Source organism: Terrabacter sp. LjRoot27 (assembly GCF_964254175.1).
GTDB lineage: Bacteria > Actinomycetota > Actinomycetes > Actinomycetales > Dermatophilaceae > Terrabacter.
In genome coordinates, this window is record NZ_CAXUSS020000001.1 from 3,321,609 (window position 1) to 3,340,918 (window position 19,310).

The following is a 19,310-nucleotide window of genomic DNA, read 5'->3' on the forward strand; positions in this document are numbered from 1 at the left end:
GACCTGGACCGAGCTCGACACACCCGACGACCGAGGGGCCGCCGTGGCGCAACTGTTGCTCCTGCACCTGCTCGCTGCCGCCCTCGCGCCGTGGCTCGCGAAGGTCCTGCGCACGAAGGCCTTCCCCGTCCTCGCGCTCGCACCCGCCGCGTCGTTCGTCTGGCTCGTGTCCGTGTCGAGCGACGTCCGCGCGGGCAACCTTCCGACACAACGGATCTCGTGGGTCCCGGGGCTGGGGATCGACCTCGACTTCCGCGTCACGACGCTCTCGTGGGTGCTCGGCCTGCTCGTCACCGGCGTCGGCGCCCTCGTCCTGCTCTACTGCACGTGGTACTTCACCGACCGCGACCCGACGCTGTGGCGCTTCACGTCGGTGTTCACGGCGTTCGCCGGCGCCATGCTCGGCCTCGTCCTCACCGACAACCTCCTCGTGCTCTACGTCTTCTGGGAGCTGACGACGGTCTTCTCCTACCTGCTCATCGGCCACAACCCGGCGAGCTCGACGAACCGCCGCGCGGCGATGCAGGCGCTCATCGTCACGACGTTCGGCGGCCTGGCGATGCTCGTCGGCATCATCACCCTCGGGGTCCACCACACCTACTCGATCTCCGCCCTGCTCGCCGACCCGCCGCCGCTCGACGCGCTGACCGTCACCGCCGTGGTGCTGCTGCTCGTGGGGGCCCTGTCGAAGTCGGCGCTCGTGCCCTTCCACTTCTGGCTGCCCGGCGCCATGGCGGCGCCGACACCGGTCAGCGCCTACCTCCACGCGGCCGCGATGGTCAAGGCCGGCATCTACCTCGTGGCGCTGCTCGCCCCGGCCTTCGCGGGAGCGCCGGCCTGGCACGCACTGACCGTGGGCCTCGGCCTCTTCACGATGCTCGTCGGCGGCTGGCGGGCCCTGCGCCAGCACGACATCAAGCTGCTCCTCGCCTACGGCACCGTGAGCCAGCTCGGCTTCATCGTCGCCATCGCCGGCCTCGGCACCAAGGCGTCGGCGCTCTCGGCGCTGGCCCTCGTCATCGCGCACGCGCTCTTCAAGTCGACGCTCTTCCTCACCGTCGGGGTCGTCGACAAGTGCACCGGTACCCGCGACCTGCGCGAGCTGTCCGGCGTGGGCCGGCGGCTGCTCCCCGTCGCCGTGCCGGCGACGCTCGCCGGGCTCTCCATGGCCGGGATCGTGCCGCTCGCGGGCTTCGTGTCCAAGGAGAGCGCGCTCGAGTCGCTGTGGGAGGACGTCCAGACCTCCGCCCCGCTGCCCGCTCCGTGGAGCTGGATGGCGATCGTCGCCGTCGTCGCGGGCTCGGCCCTGACGGTGGCCTACACGGCGCGCTTCCTCTGGGGCACGTTCGCCACCAAGCCCGGAGTGGCCCCGACCCCGGTCAAGGCCGCGCACCCCGGGTTCGTGCTCGCGCCCGTGCTCCTCGGCGTGGCGTGCCTGCTCGTCGGCCTGCTCTCGCCCCTCGAGTCCCCGTGGCTGCTTCCGTATGCCGCGGGCTTCCCCGTCGGGGCCGAGCCCCAGTCGCTCGCGCTGTGGCACGGCGTCACCGTGCCGTTGATGCTCTCGTTCGTGTCCGTGGCCGTCGGGCTCGTCCTCTTCGCCCAGCGCGACCTCGTCGCGAGGGTGCAGTCCGGCGTGCCGTCGGTCGTCGACGGCGAGCGCGGCTTCGCCCGGACGCTGCGGTGGGTCGACCGCGGCGCCGTCGAGACGACCGCCGTGACGCAGCGCGGCTCGCTCCCGATCTACCTCGCCGGCATCCTCATCGTCTTCGTCGCCCTGCCGGGGCTCGCGGCGGTGACCCGCGGCACGATCCCCGACGTGCGGCTCTGGGACAACCCCGGGCAGGCCGTCGTCGGGGTCGTCGTCGTCGCGGCCGCCGTGCTCGTGCTCGTGACCCGGCGGCGACTCACGGCGGTCATGCTCGTGGGTGCCACGGGCTACGGCGTCTCGCTGCTCTTCATCCTCCACGGGGCGCCCGACCTCGCGATCACGCAGATGCTCGTCGAGACGGTGTCGCTCGTCGTCTTCGTCCTCGCGCTGCGCCGCCTGCCCACGAAGTTCACCCGCCACCCCCACTCGCCCTCGCGCACGTGGCGCATCGCGCTCGGCGTGGCCGTCGGCGCGTCCGTCGGCGCCATCGCCCTCGTCGCCTCCGGGGGCCGCACCGCCGAGCCGGTGTCGGCCGGGTTCCCCACGGAGGCCTACGCGTTCGGTCACGGCAAGAACATCGTCAACGTGACGCTCGTCGACATCCGCGCCTGGGACACCCTGGGCGAGGTGTCGGTGCTCGTGGCCGCCGCGACCGGCATCGCGAGCCTCATCTTCGTCCGCACCCGCAACACGAGGCTCTCGCGCGCGACGTCCAAGTCGCTGCCGTCGAGCAACGCCGCCCGCGGCACGTGGCTGCACGGGGGCCGGACGATGCGCAAGGAGAAGCGCTCGGTCATCTTCGAGGTCGTGACGCGGCTCGTCTTCCACATCATGCTCGCCGCCTCGCTCTTCCTCCTCTTCGCCGGCCACAACCAGCCCGGCGGTGGCTTCGCCGGAGGACTCGTCGCGGGCCTCGCCCTCGTCGTGCGCTACCTCGCCGGCGGCCGCTACGAGCTCGACGAGGCGGCCCCCTTCGACGCCGGGCTGCTCGTCGGCCTGGGCCTGCTCGTCGCGGTCGGCTCGGCCCTGGCCCCGCTCGCGTTCGGCGGGACGATCCTCGAGACGACGGCCATCGACTTCACGCTCCCTCCGTGGGGCGACGTGCACCTCGTGACCTCACTCGTCTTCGACATCGGCGTCTACCTCATCGTCGTCGGCATGATGCTCGACATCGTCCGCAGTCTCGGCACCGGCATCGACCGGCAGATCGCCGAGGAGGAGGCCGACGAGGCCGATGAGGCCGATGAGGCCGACGCCGCGGGCGAGCAGGAGGGGGCGGTCCGCTCATGACGACCATCTCGCCAAGCCTCATCGAGTCGACCCTGCAGCCCAACATCACGCTCGTCCTCGTCACCGTCGGCCTCGTCGCCGCCGGCACGGCACTCGCCCTCGACCGCAGCCTCGTCCGGGTCCTGCTCGGCATGGTGCTCATCGGCAACGGCATCGCCGTGCTCTACCTCGTCATCAGCGGCCGCGCCGGGCGCGCACCGTTCGTCGGCGAGGACCCCGCCGCGATGAGCGACCCCCTGCCGCAGGCCATGGTGCTGACCGCCATCGTCATCTCGCTCGCGACCATCGGCTTCCTGCTGGCCCTGTCCTACCGCCTCTGGCAGATCTCGGGCACCGACGACGTCCCCGACGACGCCGAGGACGCGCGTATCCAGCGCCTCGCCCTCGAGGACCAGACGTCCTCGACCTACGACCCGTCCGAGGAGTCGACGACGACGTCGGACGAGCTCGCGGCCGGCGACGGGAGCCCGCGACGCCCATGAACCCCACCGACTTCGCCGTGCCCAACCTCGTGCCGCTGCCCGTGCTCCTCCCCCTGCTCGGGGCCGCCCTGACCCTCGCGTTCCGACGCTCGCCGCGGCTGCAGCGGAGCCTCAGCATCGCCGTGCTCGCCGCCGTGGTCGTCGTCGCAGGCATCCTCGTGTGGCAGACCGACGTCAACGGTCCGCAGGTCCTGTGGCTCGGCGCGTGGCAGGAGCCGCTCGGCATCTCGCTCGTCGCCGACCGCCTCAGCGCCCTCATGCTGCTCGTCTCGGGCATCGTCACGTTGCTCGTGCTCGTCTTCGCGATCGGCCAGGGCCAGGCCGACAGCGACGACGAGACCGAGAGCGAGACCCCGCTCACGATCTTCCACCCGACCTACCTCGTGCTCTCGGCCGGCGTCGCCAACGCGTTCCTCGCCGGAGACCTCTTCAACCTCTTCGTCGGCTTCGAGATCCTCCTCTTCAGCTCCTACGTCCTCATCACGCTGGGCGGCTCCGCAGCCCGCATCCACGCGGGCACGACGTACGTCGTCGTCAGCCTGCTCAGCTCCGCGCTCTTCCTCGTCGCCATCGCCGCCGCGTATGCCGCCACCGGCACCGTCAACCTCGCGCAGCTGGCGATCCGGATCGGCGACCTGGCCCCCGGCGTCGCCCTCGTGCTCCAGCTCTCGCTGCTCACGGCGTTCGCCATCAAGGCCGCCGTCTTCCCGATGTCGGCGTGGCTGCCCGACAGCTACCCGACGGCCCCGGCGCCGGTCACGGCCGTCTTCGCCGGCCTGCTGACCAAGGTCGGCGTCTACGCGATCATCCGCACGCAGACGCTCCTCTTCCCCGACTCACCGCTGCAGGGACTGCTCATGTGGGCCGCGCTGCTGACGATGGTCATCGGCATCCTCGGCGCCGTCTCGCAGTCGGGCCTCAAGAGGATCCTGTCCTTCACCCTCGTCAGCCACATCGGCTACATGATCTTCGGCATCGCACTGGCGACGCCCGAGGGCACCGCCGGCGCCATCTTCTACGTCGCGCACCACATCACGATCCAGACGGCGCTCTTCCTCATCACCGGCCTCGTCGAGCGGCTGGCCGGCACGACGTCGCTCGACCGGCTCGGGGGCCTGGCGGTCGCCTCGCCCGTGCTCGCGACCCTCTTCTTCGTCTCGGCGATGAACCTCTCGGGCATCCCGCCGCTCTCGGGCTTCCTCGCCAAGGTCGGGCTGCTCCACGCCGGCATCGAGCTCGGCACCCCCCTCGCGTGGCTGCTCGTCGTCGGCGGCATCGTCACGAGCCTGCTCACCCTCTACGCCCTGACCAAGGTCTGGAGCCAGGCGTTCTGGCGCACCCTCGCCGACGCCCCGCGCTCGACCGAGACGGCGGCCGCCCTCCAGGCCGGCACCCTCGACGTCGAGCCGAGCGCCGACCCTGCCGGCACCGTCCTCGTCGACACGGCTCCACGGGCCCTGCCCCCCACCATGCTGGGGGCGACCGCCGCGATGACGATCGTCGGGCTGCTCATCACCGTCGTCGCCGGACCGCTCTTCGCCTACACCCAACGAGCGGCCACCGACCTCATGAGCCGCGAGCCCTACGTCACGAGCGTCCTTCCGGTGGAGGTCCGCCGATGAGCGACGTCCGGATGGCCACGGCCCCGCGCGGGCCGGAGTCCCCGCACCGCCGCCGGCGGGTGCTCCAGCCCCGTGCCGTCGCGACGATCGCCCTCGCCTGGGTGCTGCTCTGGGACCGGGTCACGTGGGGCAACGTCGTCAACGGGGTCCTCGTCGGGCTCCTCGTGACGTACGCCTTCCCGCTGCCCTCGATCGAGTTCCAGGGCCGGCTGCGACCGCACCGCGTGCTGCTCCTCATCGGACAGTTCCTCGTCGACCTCGTCGGCGCCTCGTGGCAGGTCATGCGTCTGGCCTTCGGCCGGCGCAGCCCGCGCAACGCCGTCATCGAGGTGCAGCTGCGCTCGCGTTCGGACTTCTACCTCACCCTCACCGCCGAGCTCGTGGCCCTCGTGCCCGGCTCGGTCGTCATCGACGCGCGGCGCTCGACGTCGGTGCTCTACCTGCACCTGCTCGACGTCGAGCGCGAGGGGGCCATCGAGGCCCAGCGCGCCCACGTGCTCGCGGTCGAGCGGCGCGTCGTGCGCGCCCTCGGCTCGCGCGAGGAGATCGCCGCGCTGGAGACGGGCGGCCCGTGGCCGACGGCGCCGGCGGGCGCCCCCCGCGACGCGGGTGAGCACCGGGAGCCCACCGGCGCCGCTGCCGAGACCGAGGCCACCGACCGTGACGACACCGCCCACCGCGACGGGGAGGAGCGCCCGTGACCATCGTCCTCGGCATCTCGCTCGTCATGCTCGGCGCGGCAGCGGCGCTCGTCCTCGTGCGCCTCTTCCGGGGCCCGAGCAACCTCGACCGCATCGTCGCGGCCGAGATCCTCCTCGTCATCGTCATCGCCGGGGTCGCCCTCGAGTCGGCGCGCCAGCGGACGACGACCTACCTGCCGCTGCTCATGATCCTCGGGCTCGTCGGCTTCGTCGGCGGGGTCGCCGTCACCCGCTTCCTGTCCCGTGACTCCGACGAGCCCGACGCCGTCGAGGTCGACCACCCGGAGCCGCGCCAGCAGCCCGAGGGGCGTGAGCAGTCATGACGTGGTCGTCCGTCCTCGACGTCGCCGGAGCCGTGTGCCTCCTGCTCGGCTCGTTCCTCTGCCTGGCCGGAGCCATCGGTCTGATCCGCTTCCCCGACACGCTCTCCCGCCTGCACGCCGCGACGAAGCCGCAGACCCTCGGGCTCATCCTCATCCTCGCGGGGCTCGCCCTGACGCTGCGCACCTGGGCCGCGGTCACGACGCTCGTCCTGCTCGCCGCGACGCAGTTCTTCACCTCCCCCGTGTCCGCGCACCTCGTCGGTCGAGCGGCCTACCGCAACCGCTGCGTCGACCCCGAGACCCTCGAGGTCGACGAGCTCTCCGACGCCCTCGACCGCTCGGGCTGGGATCCCACGCGCTGACGCGAGGTGACCCCACGGCATACGCCGTCGGTCGTTGACCTCAAGCGTGCTTGAGCTCCTACGGTCGGCTCGTGACCCCGACGAAAAATGGCATGAGGCATGTCCTCGCCGAACGTACGATGAACCAAGTGATCTCGCTGCCCCACGCCGACCCCGGCACTCCTGACCTGACCAGCCCGACGGCATACCTCCGCTGGGTCGGCAAGGGCCAGTGGCGCACCCTCGTGGTCGCCATCGCCTTCGGCATCGTGTGGCTCGTCAGCCAGGCGCTCTTCCCCGCCGCGATGGGCAAGGCCATCGACGAGGGCATCATCGGCGGCGACGCCGGGTCCCTCGTCCTCTGGTGCGGCATCCTCATCGGCCTCGTCACCATCAGCGCCCTCTCCGGCGCGATGCGCCACAAGTACGCCGTCGCCAACTGGATGCAGGGCGCCTTCCGCTCGGCGCAGCTCATCGGACACAAGGCCGCCGACACCGGTGAGGCCCTGTCGCGCACCGTCCCGACCGGCGACGTCGTCGCCACCGTCAGCTCGGACGCGATGCGCATCGGCGGACTCTACGACGTGACAGCGCGATTCGCCGGTGCCGTCGTGTCCTACGTCGTCGTCGCCCTCATCCTGCTCGGCGCGTCGACGCCGCTCGGCCTCGTCGTGCTCATCGGCGTACCGGTGCTCGTCGCGTGCCTCACCTTCATCGTCCGCCCGCTCCAGGCCCGCCAGCTCGCCCAGCGCGAGGAGTCCGGCAAGCTCATCGGGCTCGGCGCCGACACCGTCGCCGGCCTGCGCGTGCTGCGCGGCATCGGCGGCGAGCACACGTTCCTGCGCCGGTATGCCGTCCAGTCGCAGTCCGTGCGCCAGGTGGGCAACAAGGTGGCCGGCTACCAGGCGGCGCTCGACGCCGCGCAGGTGCTGCTGCCCGGGCTCTTCGTCCTCGTGGTCGTGTGGCTCGGCGCACGTTTCGCCATCGACGGTGAGATCACCGCGGGCCAGCTCGTCGCGTTCTACGGCTACACCGCCTTCCTCGTCATCCCGCTGCGCACCGCGACCGAGATGGTCGACCGGGCGACCCGTGCCCACATCGGTGCCCGCAAGCTGACGAAGATCCTGCGCGTCCAGCCCGACCACGTCGAGACACCGGACGCCCAGCCGCTGCCCTCCGGGCCCGCGCGCCTCTACGACCCGCGCAGCGGTGTCACCATCGAGCCCGGCCGGTTCACCGTCGTCGTGTCGGCACGCCCGGAGGAGTCCGCGGCCCTCGCCGACCGGCTCGGGCGCTTCGGTGCCGACGAGACCGACGTGCGGCTCGACGGCACGCGCCTCGCCGACGCCTCGCTCGCCGAGGTGCGCCGCCGCGTCGTCGTGTCCGAGACCGACCCGCGCCTCTTCACCGGCACGCTGCGCGACGAGCTCGACCCGTGGGGCGACCACGACGACGCGTCCATCCTCGAGGCCCTCTCGGTCGCGAGCGGCGACGACGTGCTCGAGGCGCTGCCCGGCGGTCTCGACAACGAGGTCGAGGAGCGGGGCCGGGCCTTCTCCGGCGGCCAGCGCCAGCGGCTCGCCCTGACGCGCGCCCTCCTGACCCAGGCGGACACCCTCGTGCTCGTCGAGCCGACGAGCGCCGTCGACGCGCACACCGAGGCCCGCATCGCCGGGCGCCTCACCGCGGCCCGCGCCGGACGCACGACGGTCGTCATGTCCGCGAGCCCGCTCATCCTCGACCAGGCCGACCACGTCGTCTTCCTGCGCGGGGGCACGGTCGCCGCGAGCGGCACCCACAGCCAGCTCATGGCGGGCGTTCCCGACTACCGACGCACCGTCGTCCGAGGAGAGGAGGACTGATGTCGCTGACACCAGCGCCGTCCACGCGCACGCTTCCCGTGGCCGACATGGAGTCGGTCAAGGACCACACCCGTGGCCTGCTCCGTCGCCACCGCGGCAGCCTGCTCACGGTCATCGGCCTGCACGCCGTCGCCGCCTGCGCCGCACTCGTGGCGCCCCGCGTCATCGGTCTGCTCGTCGACGAGATCAGCCACGGCCGATCGCTCGACGTCGTCAACCGGCTCGCGCTCTGGATCGCCGGCGCGGTCGTGGTCCAGACCGTCGTCACGTGGTTCGCCCGACGCGCCTCGTTCGTCATGGGCGAGACGATCTTCGCCGAGCTGCGCGAGCAGTTCATGGGTCGGGTCGTCGAGCTGCCCCTGTCGACCGTCGAGCGCGCCGGCACCGGTGACCTCGTCTCGCGCACGACGAACGACGTCGAGGCGCTCTCGCACGTCATCCGCTTCGGCATCCCGTCGATCTTCGTCGGCGCCGTCACGACGACGATCACCGTCGTCGCCGCCTTCCTCACCGGGTGGCAGGTCGCGCTGGCCATCGTCGTCGGCGTCCCGATCCTCGTGCTGTCGACGCGGCGCTACCTGAAGTACGCCCCCGACGGCTACCTGCGCGAGCGCGCGACGTATGCCGTGCTCAACGGCGTCGTCACCGAGTCGGCCGACGGTGCGCGCACCGTCGACGCGCTCGGCCTGCGCAGCCGTCGTCGCCGGCGCATGGACGACGCGCTGCACGACTGCTACGACGCCGAGCTCTACACGCTGAAGCTGCGCATGCGGTGGTTCCCCTCCGTCGAGTTCGCCTTCTTCGCACCCGTCGCGGTCACCCTCCTCTGGGGTGGCTACCTCATCTCGCGCGACATCGCGACGGCCGGCACCGTCACGGCCGTGGCGCTCTACGTGCAGCAGATGGCCGGACCCCTCGACGAGCTCATCTCGTGGCTCGACGAGATCCAGGTCGGCGCGACCTCGCTCGCCCGCGTCATCGGCATCGCCGACGTCCCGGCCGACCGCGCTGCGACCGGCGAGGAGCCGGAGGACGACCACCTCGAGGTCGAGGACGTCCACTACTCCTACCGCGCCGGCCGCGACGTGCTGCGCGGCGTCTCGCTCGACCTCCAGCCGGGCGAGCGCCTCGCCATCGTCGGTCCGTCCGGCGCGGGCAAGTCGACGCTCGGACGGCTCATGGCCGGCATCGACGGTCCCCGGCAGGGCCGCGTCGACGTCGGCGGCGTGCGCCTCGTCGACCTCGAGCTGGCGCAGCTGCGTGGTCAGGTCGCGCTCGTGACGCAGGAGCACCACGTCTTCGTGGGGTCGCTCGAGGACAACCTGCGTCTCGCCCGGCCCGAGGCGTCGCGCGAGCAGCTGCTCGAGGCGCTCGCCGCCGTCGACGCCCGCAGCTGGGCGCTCGAGCTGCCCGACGGCCTCGACACCGTCGTCGGCTCGGGTGGACACCGCCTCACCGAGCCGCAGGCCCAGCAGCTCGCTCTCGCGCGGCTCGTCCTCGCCGACCCGCACACGCTGGTCCTCGACGAGGCGACGTCGCTGCTCGACCCGCGCGCGGCCCGGCACCTCGAGCGCTCCCTCGCGGCGGTCGTCGAGGGGCGCACCGTCGTCGCCATCGCGCACCGTCTCATGACGGCGCACGACGCCGACCGCGTGTGCGTCGTCGAGGACGGACGGATCAGCGAGATCGGCTCGCACGAGGAGCTGCTCGAGGCCGACGGCGCGTATGCCGCCCTGTGGCGTTCGTGGCGCGACGAGCCCCAGCCCGCTCGCTGACGACCAGCCGGCAGCATCCGGGGACACCCGGGACGACGGGGCCACTCGACGATCACGTCGAGTGGCCCCGTCGTCACACCGGACCTCGCAGCCAACCGTCGAGTGGCCCTGTCGTCACACCGGACCTCGCAGCCAACCGTCGAGTGGCCCCGTCGTCACCCCTTCCGAGAAGAGTTTCGACAACTTCGGGAAATAAATGACAGATGGCGTAACCCCCCTCCGGCTGCGTCGTTGTCAGCGCGGTGCCGGGCTGTTTCTCGACCGGTTGCTAGCCCGCACCGCCGGGTGGGGCCGTCTCTGAGGGGTGACGGCCTCACCCTCCCTCATCTCTCGGGGCGACCGGCCGCCCCGGTGCGGCCGGCGAGTCGGGTCAGGGGTACCACAGGCTCCCGGTCACGGCCGAGAAGAGCAGGAGCGGCACCCCCGCCGAGACGAGCAGGATGCCCACCCACCTCGGGCAGTGCACGAGGGTCGACACGAGCGCCGCGGCCACGAGCAGTGCCGCGCGCACGACGCCGGGCAGCAGGAGCGCCGCGAGTACGAGCCCCGCCACGATCGCCTGCTGCTCCCGCGTCGCCACCGGGTCGACCGGCCGCGTCTCCGGCCGACCGGGCGCAGTGCTTGCCGTGTCCGCAGTGTTCGCCTCGATGCCCATCCGTGCCTCCCCTGGTTGTCCGATGTGCGCCGATCCAAGCACGACCCACTCGGCCCCGCCACCCTTCGGCACCGTCGTCGGGGCCGAGCTCCGTCCGGTCGTCCGGGCAGGTGCGGGGTCGGGGCACCACCGACCCGCACCCGGCGGGCCCGCCGACGTCGGTGCCGAGGACGTCAGGCGTCGACGAGCCGGTAGGCCTCGCCCTGGGCCGGGCGCCGGTCGACCTCGCCGCGAACCGGCCACAGGGACACGGCTCGCTCGGCCTGCGCCGTGATGGTCAGGCTCGGGTTGACCCCGAGGTTCGCCGAGACCGCCGCCCCGTCGAGCACGTGCAGGCCGGGGTAGCCCCACACCCGCTGGTACGGGTCGATGACCCCGTGCTCCGGCGAGTCGGAGATGACGGCGCCGCCGAGGAAGTGCGCCGTCATCGGGATGTCGAGGACCTCGCCGACCGACGACCCGGGCCAGGCCCGCTCCCCCGTCGTGCGCTCGAGCCTCGACGCCATGGCGCGCACCGCCACGTTGCCCTCGGGGATGTACGTCGGGTTGGGCTCGCCGTGGCCCTGCGTCGACGTCAGGTGCCACCCGAGGAGGCCACGTCTGCGACGGACCGTGATCGAGTTGTCGCTGCTCTGCATGACGAGAGCGATCACGGTGCGCTCGCTCCAGCGCCGGGTCGACAAGGACCGGGCGAAGACCCACGGGTGACGCGCCGCGGTTCCGGCGAACCTCAGCCATCGCGGCACCCGGCCACCGCCGTCGACCTGCATGACGGCGAGGGCCCCCATGAGGTTGGAGCCCTTGCCGTAGCGGACGTTCTCGACGTGCGTCGTGTCGGTGACGTGGAAGCTCGACGTGATCGCCACACCTCGCGTCAGGTCGACACCGTCGGGCACCCTGGCCGTCATCGCCCCGCCGAGGGCCTCGGAGTTCGTGCGGGTCAGCCTCCCGAGCGCGTCGGACAGGCGCGGCAGCCCCCGCCCCTCGGGCTCGGCCTTCATCGCCTGGAGCAGCTGGGCCGTGCCCCACGCCCCGGCCGCGACGACGACCTGGCCGGCCGTGACGGTGCGCTCTCCCGCCCGGCGCCGACCCCACGATCCGCTGCGGACGGTCGTGACGGCATACCCCTGCTCCGGCGCAGCCGGGTCGAGTGGTCGCACGCGGGTCACCGTGCGCAGGGGCTCGATGGTGACACCACGTCGCTCGGCGAGCGCGAGGTAGTTCTTGACGAGGGTGTTCTTGGCGCCGACGCGGCAGCCGACCATGCAGTTGCCGCACTCCGTGCAGCCGGTGCGTGCCGGTCCCTCGCCGCCGAAGTAGGGGTCGGGGACGCGCTTGCCGGGCTCGCCGAAGAAGACCCCGACCGGCGTCTTGCGGAAGCTGTCGCCGACGCCGAGGTCGGTGGCGGTGTCACGCATCAGCTGCTCGACCGGGCCGTCGCACGGGTTGACGGTCACGCCGAGCATGCGCTGGGCCGTCGCGTAGTGCGGTGCGAGCTCGGCCTGCCAGTCGGTGATGTGACCCCACTGCCGGTCGCCGAAGAACGGCGCCGGTGGCACGTAGAGGGTGTTGGCGTAGTTGAGCGACCCACCTCCGACCCCGGCGCCCGCGAGGACGAGGCAGTCGGGCAGGCGGTGGATGCGCTGGACGCCGAAGAGCCCGAGCCGTGGCGCCCAGAGGTAGCGGCGCACGTCCCAGCTCGTCCGGGCGAAGTCGTCGTCCTCGAAGCGGCGACCCGCCTCGTAGACATGGACGCGATAGCCCTTCTCGGCGAGCCGCAGTGCGGCCACGGACCCGCCGAAGCCGGACCCGATGACGACGACGTCGTGGTCGAACTCCATGCCCACACCCTAGGCAGCGGACGGCCGTAAGGCTACCGTCAGTAACCTTTGCCACACGGCGGGCCGTCAGGCGTCCGGCACACCCTCGAGGGCGCCGCGCAGCGCACGCGACACCTCGGGGAAGAGCGTGAGGGAGAAGGACTTCGTCATGTGCCCGTGGTCGAAGTAGGTGATGAGACCCCCGAGCACCGCCGGGCACGAGCCGTCCTTGCACAGTAGGTCGGTCACCTCGAGGAGGCTGACGTCCGTGCCGGCACGCGCCCGCGCCGCCTCGGCGAGCGGGTCGGGCTCGAGGCCCTTCTTCTGCGACGTGGCGCACCGCTCGACGTCGTCGGCGTAGCGGGCCACGCAGTCGGGCACGCTCGCCGCGGCGGCCGGTGTGTCGCGGATGGCGAGGACGCGGGCACCCGACGCGACGAACCCGTCGATGACCCGGTTGTACGCCTGCTTCGCGACGGCCGGCTTCTCGGCCGCGGCGACGTCCTTGAGCGGCTGGAACGTGCGGTCGGACATGACGACGAGGTCGTACTTGCCGCTCGTGATCTCACCGCGCGCCCACGCGTTCCAGTCCATGCAGTTGTCCTCGAGCGCCTTCGTCGGGAAGAAGATCGGGACGTCGACCGAGTAGCACTCGGAGGCGATGTAGGTGTCGACCCTCCACCCGCGCTCCTTGGCCGTACGCACGATCGGTGGCTGCCACTGGCCGGCGTGCGAGTTGCCGTAGAGGGCGACCCGAACCGGCGCGTTGCGGGGGCCGTAGGTGCAGACCTTGTGCCGGGTGAAGGGCCGGTTGTTCCAGCAGTCGTCGGCGTAGACGTCGGGCTTGTCGTCGGCCGCGCGCACCGGGTTGGTGAGCATCTCGGTCTGACGACCGGCGCACGACGCGGTGCGCAGGGCGTCGGCCCCGACGCACGCCGCGTCGGAGTCGATGACGACGGCGTCGGTCGCCGCCGTCGCGCGGGCGGTCTGCCACAGCGCGAGGCCGGAGGCCGACGCGGAGACGGCGAGGCAGACGGCCAGCAGGACGAACGAGCGCCGCGTGCTCCGTGCCAGCCTCGGCGTGAACCGCATGGCGTCCTCGACCCACCGCTTCGTCACGGCCGAGAGCCCGAGCACGACGACGAGGATGAGCAGCTTCTGGGGCCAGGTGACGTTGTCGTCGTCCAGGACGAACGGCGCGATGGCGATGGCGGGCCAGTGCCAGAGGTAGACCGAGTAGGACACGTCGCCGAGCCACTGCACGGGCCGACCGGACCACAGCCGGCGCGGACCGGCCCGCAGGTCGTCGGACCGCGCCGCGATGACCGCAGCCGCTCCGACGGTGGGCAGCAGGGCAGCGACGCCGGGGAACGGGGTCGCTCCCGTGAACGCGACCGCCGACCACAGGATGGCCGCGAGACCGCCCCAGACGAGCGCCGAGCGCACGAGCACACCACGGGGCCGCAGGCCTGCGTGGACCGCCGCCGCGAGCGCCGCGCCGACGCCGAGCTCCCAGACGCGGGTGGTCGTGACGAAGTACGCCTGGGCCGCGTCCTCGCCGGTGAACCAGGCCGACCAGGCGAGCGAGGCAAGGCTGACGGCGCCGATGACGAGCAGCGGCGGGAAGCGGAAGGACCGGCCGAACCGCCGGGAGACGAGGTAGGCCAGGCCGATGAGCACGGGCCAGACGATGTAGAACTGCTCCTCGACGGAGAGCGACCAGTAGTGCTGGGTGGGCGAGTGCAGCTGGTCGGTCGCGAGGTAGTCGGTCGAGGTGAGCGCCAGCATCCAGTTCTCGACGTAGAACGCCGACGCGAGCACCTCCTTGGCCACGCGGGCGTGGACGGTCTGCGGCAGCCAGACCATGCTGGCCACGAGCGTGACCAGCAGCACCACGGTGGCGGCCGGGATGAGGCGCCGGACGCGGCGAGCCCAGAAGGCGAAGAGGTCCTTGGTCCCGCGGATCGGGCGCTCGAGCAGGTGCAGCGTGATGAGGAAGCCGGAGATGACGAAGAAGACGTCGACGCCGACGTAGCCGCCGGTGAGCCGCTGGGGCCAGAAGTGGTAGAGCACGACCAGGGCCACCGCGACCGCACGCAGTGCCTGGATGTCCTTGCGGGGACCCGCGGGCACGGACTGGGCAGCCGTCGCCGGGGCCTCGTCGCGCGCTGCGCTCCCGGGAGAGGCAGGCTCGGCCGCGACGTCCGTGGGTGCGCCGACGACCGCTGCGCTCGTTCCGTCGGGTGCTGCCAAGGGATCTGCTCCGAACTACTGGTGGTCCTGCACGGGCTGCCCCCGTTCAGCCGCGAATTGACCCCGACAAACTAACGCACGAACCTGCTGGGGACCGATTCCGCGCTGATGGTGGACCCGAGGCCACCCATAGGATGAGCCGACCCTCCTCGACCGGAAGAGAACCTGCGTGCCCCACGCCGCTCCCCTGCTGACCGTCATCTGCAACGTCCACAACGACGCCGAGCGACTCCCGCGGGCCGTGCGGTCCGCCCTCGCCGCGTGCGAGGGGCCGGACGTCGAGGTCCTCGTCGTCGACGACGGCTCGACCGACGACACCGGCGCGGTCGCCGACCGGCTGGCCGCCGAGGACGACCGCGTACGCGTCGTGCACCGGGGCGTCAACGACGGGGCCCCGGGGGCGCCGCGCAACCTCGGCCTCGACGAGGCACGCGGCGACTGGGTGGCCTTCGTCGACAGCGACGACACGTACGTCGCCGGTTCGCTGCGCCGGCTCGTCGAGATCGCGGTCGCCCACGACGCCGACGTCGCGGCCGGGGCGGTCGCCCGCTACAACGAGCGGACCGGGCGGCTCACGCCGCTGCCGGCGACCGACTACACGGCTGGTCCCGTCGAGCCCCTGTCACCCGGCTCGCCCCTGTGGCAGGACACGATCGCCGTCGCGAAGGTCATGCGCCGGAGCCTCCTCGACGAGCACTCCATCCGCTTCCCCGAGCGCATCCTCTACGAGGACCAGCCCTTCACCGTGGCGCTCTGGGCCACGGCCCGACGCATCGCGACCCTCGACGAGGTCGTCTACCACTGGTACGTCAACAACGTCTCGGGCGAGGAGTCGATCACCGCCAGACGCCACGAGATCGCCAACTTCGACGACCGCCTCGCCGCCAACCGGGCCATCGACGTCCAGCTCGCCGAGCGGCCCGACCTCGCGGCCGCCAAGCTCGACAAGTTCGTGCGCCACGACCTGTCGCTCTACGGCAAGGACCTCGACGCCCGCGACGCCGACTACCGGGAAGCCTTCCTCGCCGCGGTGCGGGACTACCTGACCGGGCTGCCGGCCGAGCTGCGTGAGGGTCTGGCCCAGCCCTACCGGCTCGTCGTGCGCGAGCTGGTCGACGGCAGCGCCGAGAGCGCCGTCGCGGCTTGCCTGTTCGCCTACCGCCGCAAGCACGTCGAGCGTCCCCTCGCGCACCGCGCCGACCGTTGGTGGTGGCCCTACCGCGCTGCGGACGAGACGTCCGCCGACCACGACCTCACCAGAGTCGTCACCAAGGAGCACGCCAAGGGCCGGCGCCTCCGCACGACGACGTGTCGCGACGTCCGCGTGGCCGGCGACAGCCTCCTGCTCGGCGGCACCGTCGTCGACGGTGACGACGGCATCGGGTCCCGCTCACGTCTCGCGTTCACGCTCGTCGACCGCGACACCGCGGACGTGCTCGCGACGTCCACCACACGCGTACGCCCTGGGGGCGCCTTCGAGACGGACCTGCGGCTCCCGACACCCGGCCCGGACGCCCCTCCCACCACCGCGTGGGACGTCAAGGTCGACGTCATGGGTGCGCTGCGCTCCCGGCTCCCCGTCCGTCCGCGCAAGCCGCGCCCGGTCGAGGTGCCCGCCGACGTGGCCCTGCCTGCGCTGGACGGCGGGATCGAGCTCTACCGGACGCGCAACGGCAACCTGTCGCTGCGTCCGACGAGTGCCACCGGCGACGAGGACGGCGACGGGGCGGGCCCGACCGGCGACGCCGGCTGAGCCCGCCCGACGTCAGACGCTCGCGGCCGGGGCTGCGGCGGAGGCCTCCGCCGCGGCCGGCGACTCGGTCCGGGCCTTCTTCGACCGGCTCGGGTCGCCCTGACGCGGCGAGTCGAGCTGCTCGATGGCTGCCGTGACCCGTGCGCAGCACTGGCCGTCACGCATCGGGAACGTCGCGTCGATGCGGCCCTGGAACTCCGGCCGGGCGGCATACCCGTTGTCGGCGATGTCGACGACCGCGGCGACCGCGGCGTCGACGTCCTCGACGACCGGGCCGAAGCCGTCGCGGGGGTACTGGAAGTAGCCCGCGCGACCGACGTGCCCACCGGCCATGACGCGCTCGGCGTCGAACTGGAAGTAGACGACCGGACGGTCCATGTAGGCCGCGTTGAAGGCCATCGACGAGTAGTCGGTGACGAGCACGGCCGAGCGGGCGAAGTACTCCTGCACGTCGGCACCGTCGAACGACAGGCGCAGCACCGAGTCCGGCAGGTCCATCTTGGCCAGGACCGGCTGGATGTTCGGGTGCGGCAGGAAGGCCACGGTGCGCCCCGTGCGGGCCGCGAGCTCGGTCAGCTCGGGGCTGCTGAGGAAGGCGGTCCACGCCTTGGCGTACTCGGTCTCGAAGAAGTGCGAGTCGATGACCCGACGCTGGCTGCCCGGCTTGAGCGGCGGCACGAGCCAGTTGCGCCACGTGGGCGCGACGAGGATGAGGTCGCACGCGTCACCCTGGATGCGCTGCGCCTTGGCGTGCAGCCGGTCGAAGCGCGGCAGCCCGGTCAGCGCCACCTCCTTGCCGGTGAAGACATAGGGCGAGCCGTCGCCGGCGATCGACTCGTACTCCCCCGGCGTCGACGTGACGAAGACGTCCACCTGCTTGGGGTTGAGCCACCGCGACAGGTCGTCCTTGATGACGCCGTGCTGGAGGAAGGTGAACTTCCACTTCGGCTCGACGTGCTTGAGGATGGCCGGCGGCTTCTGCACCGGCGCGTCGATGTGCGAGGAGATGAGGTGGGCCGCGTTGATCATGAGCAGCTTCCAGCGCAGCGTGCCGTGCGCGACGAGGCGCGCGCCGTAGCCCTCGGCCCTAAGTCGCTTCCAGTCCGGGGTGTCCTTCTCGAGGACGAACCACGCGTTGACGTCGGGTCGGTTGTCCCGAAGCCAGCGGTAGAGGATCTCGCCCGAGTCGTTGGCGTCGTGGATGCGGTCCATGAGCACCCAGGCGCCCCCGAACTGCTTGCGCACCTGGGACCGGGCGGCGAGCACGCGCACCGGGTCGACGAGCAGACGGTCGATCGCCTCGCGGCGCCGACGGCCCGGGCGGCGGAACCGGTTGGCGATGGCACGCGCACCGAGGGCCCGGGTGCGCACACCCTGCCAGCCGGTGAGCAGCTCGACGCGCGAGCCGTCGAGGCGCAGCTCGAGCGTGCCGCGGGCGTCGACCCAGAGGATGCGCTCCCACATGAGCACGTCGCCGAAGAACTCGATGGCGCGCGTCTTCGCGTAGCGCGGCGCCTTGAGCTCGCCCCGCAGGTACAGCCCCTCCTCGGGGGCCTCCCCGGTGTAGCGGTAGAGCACGCGCACCATGCGCTTGGTGCGGTCGTACTTGTCGGTGACGGCATACGGGGTGTGCCACGGCTGGCCGCCCAGGCCGTGCTGGAGGATGTCGCGCCAGTGCGGCTGGAACTTGCGGATCGTGAACGAGTCGACGACGTCCGGGGAGAGCAGCTCGGCGATCTCGCCGAGGGTCTTGCGGAAGCCCGCGGCCAGGTCACCACTGATGGCCGACGCCGAGTTGGCCATCGCGTCCTCGGACGAGAAGTACCACGACAGCTCGTAGAGGATGACGTGCTGCACCCACATCGGCGCGGTGCCGTAGCGTTCGGACGCCTCGCGGAGCAGCCCGAGGTAGCCGTCGCGCGGCACCGTCGAGTAGCGGCCCACGGCCGAGATGCCGGTCTGCAGCGTCGAGCTCTGGTCGGCCCGCTTGCGGTAGTAGTAGCGCGCCGACCCGATGAAGCCGGTCTGGCGGCTGGGTGCCCCGAGCAGGTAGCGCACGGCGAAGTCGCCGTCCTCGAAGTTCGGGCGCAGCCCCGGGTTGAACCGGAGGTCACCGATGACGTCGCGCCGCATCACGGACGTCGTCGAGCTGCCCGGAATGTAGGACGTCGCGACGTCGAGGTCGACGAGACGGTCGTCGGAGTACATCTTCCAACGCGGGTGCTTGCCCAGCTCGCCCGTGCCCTCGTTGCGCAGCACGACGTTGGCCGAGAGGAACTGCACCTCGGGGTTCTCGGCGGCGAACGCGGCCATCGAGGCGAAGAACTTCGCGTTGACGGTGTCGTCGGGGTCCATGAACGTGACCCACTCGCCCGTGGCCCGCTCCAGGCCGGCGTTGCGGGCGGCAGCCTGGCCGGCGTTCTCCTGGTGGAGCACGACGACCTCGCAGCGGGCTCGGGCGGCCCACTCCTCGAGGACGGCTCGGGAGTCGTCCGTCGAGCCGTCGTCGACGAGGACGACCTGCAGGCGGGAGAGGTCGAAGGTCTGCTCCTCGATGGCGGCGATGTACTCGTCGAGGTAGCGCGAGACGTTGTAGACGGCCGAGACGATCGAGAACAACGGCCTGCCCGGACTCGAGGGGGTCGCGTGCTCGGGGGTCGCCTCGGTCATGTCTGGTGCCTTTCCCGCACGGGGCAGCCACGTGGCTCCCGTGCTCTGGTGGATCTGGTCTCGCGGTGGACGTCCCCTGACGCCATCCCGACCGCGCCACCCCGCTCGGGGGCGA

The 19,310-nt window shown here is 72.0% G+C and carries 13 protein-coding genes; 9 read left to right on the forward strand and 4 right to left on the reverse strand.

What is annotated here, in order from left to right; all coding sequences use genetic code 11:
- The first annotated feature begins 43 nt into the window (after positions 1–43).
- The 8 genes from ACSQ2D_RS15375 (at position 44) to ACSQ2D_RS15410 (ending at position 10,044) form a co-directional block, all read left to right on the forward strand.
- The gene (locus ACSQ2D_RS15375; RefSeq protein ID WP_435986805.1) at positions 44–2,938 is read left to right on the forward strand and encodes a Na+/H+ antiporter subunit A; all 2,895 of its coding nucleotides are present in this window, start codon (positions 44–46) and stop codon (positions 2,936–2,938) included.
- Positions 2,935–3,420, forward strand: a complete 486-nt coding sequence (locus ACSQ2D_RS15380; RefSeq protein WP_435986806.1) for a Na(+)/H(+) antiporter subunit C — start codon at positions 2,935–2,937, stop codon at positions 3,418–3,420. The genes ACSQ2D_RS15375 and ACSQ2D_RS15380 overlap by 4 nt, the downstream gene beginning before the upstream one ends.
- Positions 3,417–5,042, forward strand: a complete 1,626-nt coding sequence (locus ACSQ2D_RS15385) for a Na+/H+ antiporter subunit D (RefSeq protein WP_435986807.1) — start codon at positions 3,417–3,419, stop codon at positions 5,040–5,042. Before ACSQ2D_RS15380 ends, ACSQ2D_RS15385 begins: the two co-directional genes overlap by 4 nt.
- On the forward strand, positions 5,039–5,743 hold the full coding sequence (locus ACSQ2D_RS15390; RefSeq protein ID WP_435986808.1) for a Na+/H+ antiporter subunit E: 705 nt from the start codon (positions 5,039–5,041) through the stop codon (positions 5,741–5,743). Before ACSQ2D_RS15385 ends, ACSQ2D_RS15390 begins: the two co-directional genes overlap by 4 nt.
- Complete coding sequence (locus ACSQ2D_RS15395; RefSeq protein ID WP_435986809.1) at positions 5,740–6,066, forward strand: monovalent cation/H+ antiporter complex subunit F; 327 nt, start codon at positions 5,740–5,742, stop codon at positions 6,064–6,066. The genes ACSQ2D_RS15390 and ACSQ2D_RS15395 overlap by 4 nt, the downstream gene beginning before the upstream one ends.
- Positions 6,063–6,428, forward strand: a complete 366-nt coding sequence (gene mnhG, locus ACSQ2D_RS15400) for a monovalent cation/H(+) antiporter subunit G (RefSeq protein WP_435986810.1) — start codon at positions 6,063–6,065, stop codon at positions 6,426–6,428. Before ACSQ2D_RS15395 ends, mnhG begins: the two co-directional genes overlap by 4 nt.
- Positions 6,429–6,547: 119 nt before the next feature.
- Positions 6,548–8,269 (forward strand): ABC transporter ATP-binding protein, encoded by a 1,722-nt coding sequence (locus ACSQ2D_RS15405; RefSeq protein WP_435986811.1) that lies wholly within the window; start codon positions 6,548–6,550, stop codon positions 8,267–8,269.
- Entirely contained in the window at positions 8,269–10,044 is a 1,776-nt protein-coding gene (locus ACSQ2D_RS15410) for an ABC transporter ATP-binding protein (RefSeq protein WP_435986812.1), read from the forward strand. The genes ACSQ2D_RS15405 and ACSQ2D_RS15410 overlap by 1 nt, the downstream gene beginning before the upstream one ends.
- Positions 10,045–10,414: 370 nt before the next feature.
- Here the strand turns inward: ACSQ2D_RS15410 and ACSQ2D_RS15415 are convergent, their stop codons facing one another.
- The 3 genes from ACSQ2D_RS15415 to ACSQ2D_RS15425 all read right to left on the reverse strand — a co-directional run bounded on the left by ACSQ2D_RS15415 (position 10,415) and on the right by ACSQ2D_RS15425 (position 14,772).
- The gene (locus ACSQ2D_RS15415; RefSeq protein WP_435986813.1) at positions 10,415–10,597 is read right to left on the reverse strand and encodes a hypothetical protein; all 183 of its coding nucleotides are present in this window, start codon (positions 10,595–10,597) and stop codon (positions 10,415–10,417) included.
- Between the two features lie 275 nt (positions 10,598–10,872).
- Positions 10,873–12,540: a GMC oxidoreductase gene (locus ACSQ2D_RS15420; RefSeq protein WP_435986814.1), complete on the reverse strand. Its 1,668-nt coding sequence runs from the start codon at positions 12,538–12,540 to the stop codon at positions 10,873–10,875.
- Between the two features lie 66 nt (positions 12,541–12,606).
- The gene (locus tag ACSQ2D_RS15425) at positions 12,607–14,772 is read right to left on the reverse strand and encodes an acyltransferase family protein (RefSeq protein ID WP_435986815.1); all 2,166 of its coding nucleotides are present in this window, start codon (positions 14,770–14,772) and stop codon (positions 12,607–12,609) included.
- Positions 14,773–14,941: 169 nt separating this feature from the next.
- Between ACSQ2D_RS15425 and ACSQ2D_RS15430 the strand changes: the two genes are divergently transcribed.
- Positions 14,942–16,525 carry a glycosyltransferase family 2 protein gene (locus ACSQ2D_RS15430; RefSeq protein WP_435986816.1) on the forward strand — a complete coding sequence of 528 codons (1,584 nt, stop codon included), beginning with the start codon at positions 14,942–14,944 and terminating at the stop codon, positions 16,523–16,525.
- Between the two features lie 12 nt (positions 16,526–16,537).
- Here the strand turns inward: ACSQ2D_RS15430 and ACSQ2D_RS15435 are convergent, their stop codons facing one another.
- The gene (locus tag ACSQ2D_RS15435) at positions 16,538–19,195 is read right to left on the reverse strand and encodes a bifunctional glycosyltransferase/CDP-glycerol:glycerophosphate glycerophosphotransferase (protein WP_435986817.1); all 2,658 of its coding nucleotides are present in this window, start codon (positions 19,193–19,195) and stop codon (positions 16,538–16,540) included.
- Positions 19,196–19,310 lie beyond the last annotated feature (115 nt).

Excerpts from the sequence above, each read along its gene's own strand:
- ACSQ2D_RS15380 (WP_435986806.1), top strand. The coding sequence starts at position 2,935 with ATGACGACCATCTCGCCAAGCCTCATCGAGTCGACCCTGCAGCCCAAC.
- ACSQ2D_RS15385 (WP_435986807.1), top strand. The coding sequence starts at position 3,417 with ATGAACCCCACCGACTTCGCCGTGCCCAACCTCGTGCCGCTGCCCGTG.
- ACSQ2D_RS15390 (WP_435986808.1), top strand. The coding sequence starts at position 5,039 with ATGAGCGACGTCCGGATGGCCACGGCCCCGCGCGGGCCGGAGTCCCCG.
- mnhG (WP_435986810.1), top strand. The coding sequence starts at position 6,063 with ATGACGTGGTCGTCCGTCCTCGACGTCGCCGGAGCCGTGTGCCTCCTG.
- ACSQ2D_RS15405 (WP_435986811.1), top strand. The coding sequence starts at position 6,548 with ATGAACCAAGTGATCTCGCTGCCCCACGCCGACCCCGGCACTCCTGAC.
- ACSQ2D_RS15410 (WP_435986812.1), top strand. The coding sequence starts at position 8,269 with ATGTCGCTGACACCAGCGCCGTCCACGCGCACGCTTCCCGTGGCCGAC.
- ACSQ2D_RS15420 (WP_435986814.1), bottom strand. The coding sequence starts at position 12,540 with ATGGAGTTCGACCACGACGTCGTCGTCATCGGGTCCGGCTTCGGCGGG.
- ACSQ2D_RS15435 (WP_435986817.1), bottom strand. The coding sequence starts at position 19,195 with ATGACCGAGGCGACCCCCGAGCACGCGACCCCCTCGAGTCCGGGCAGG.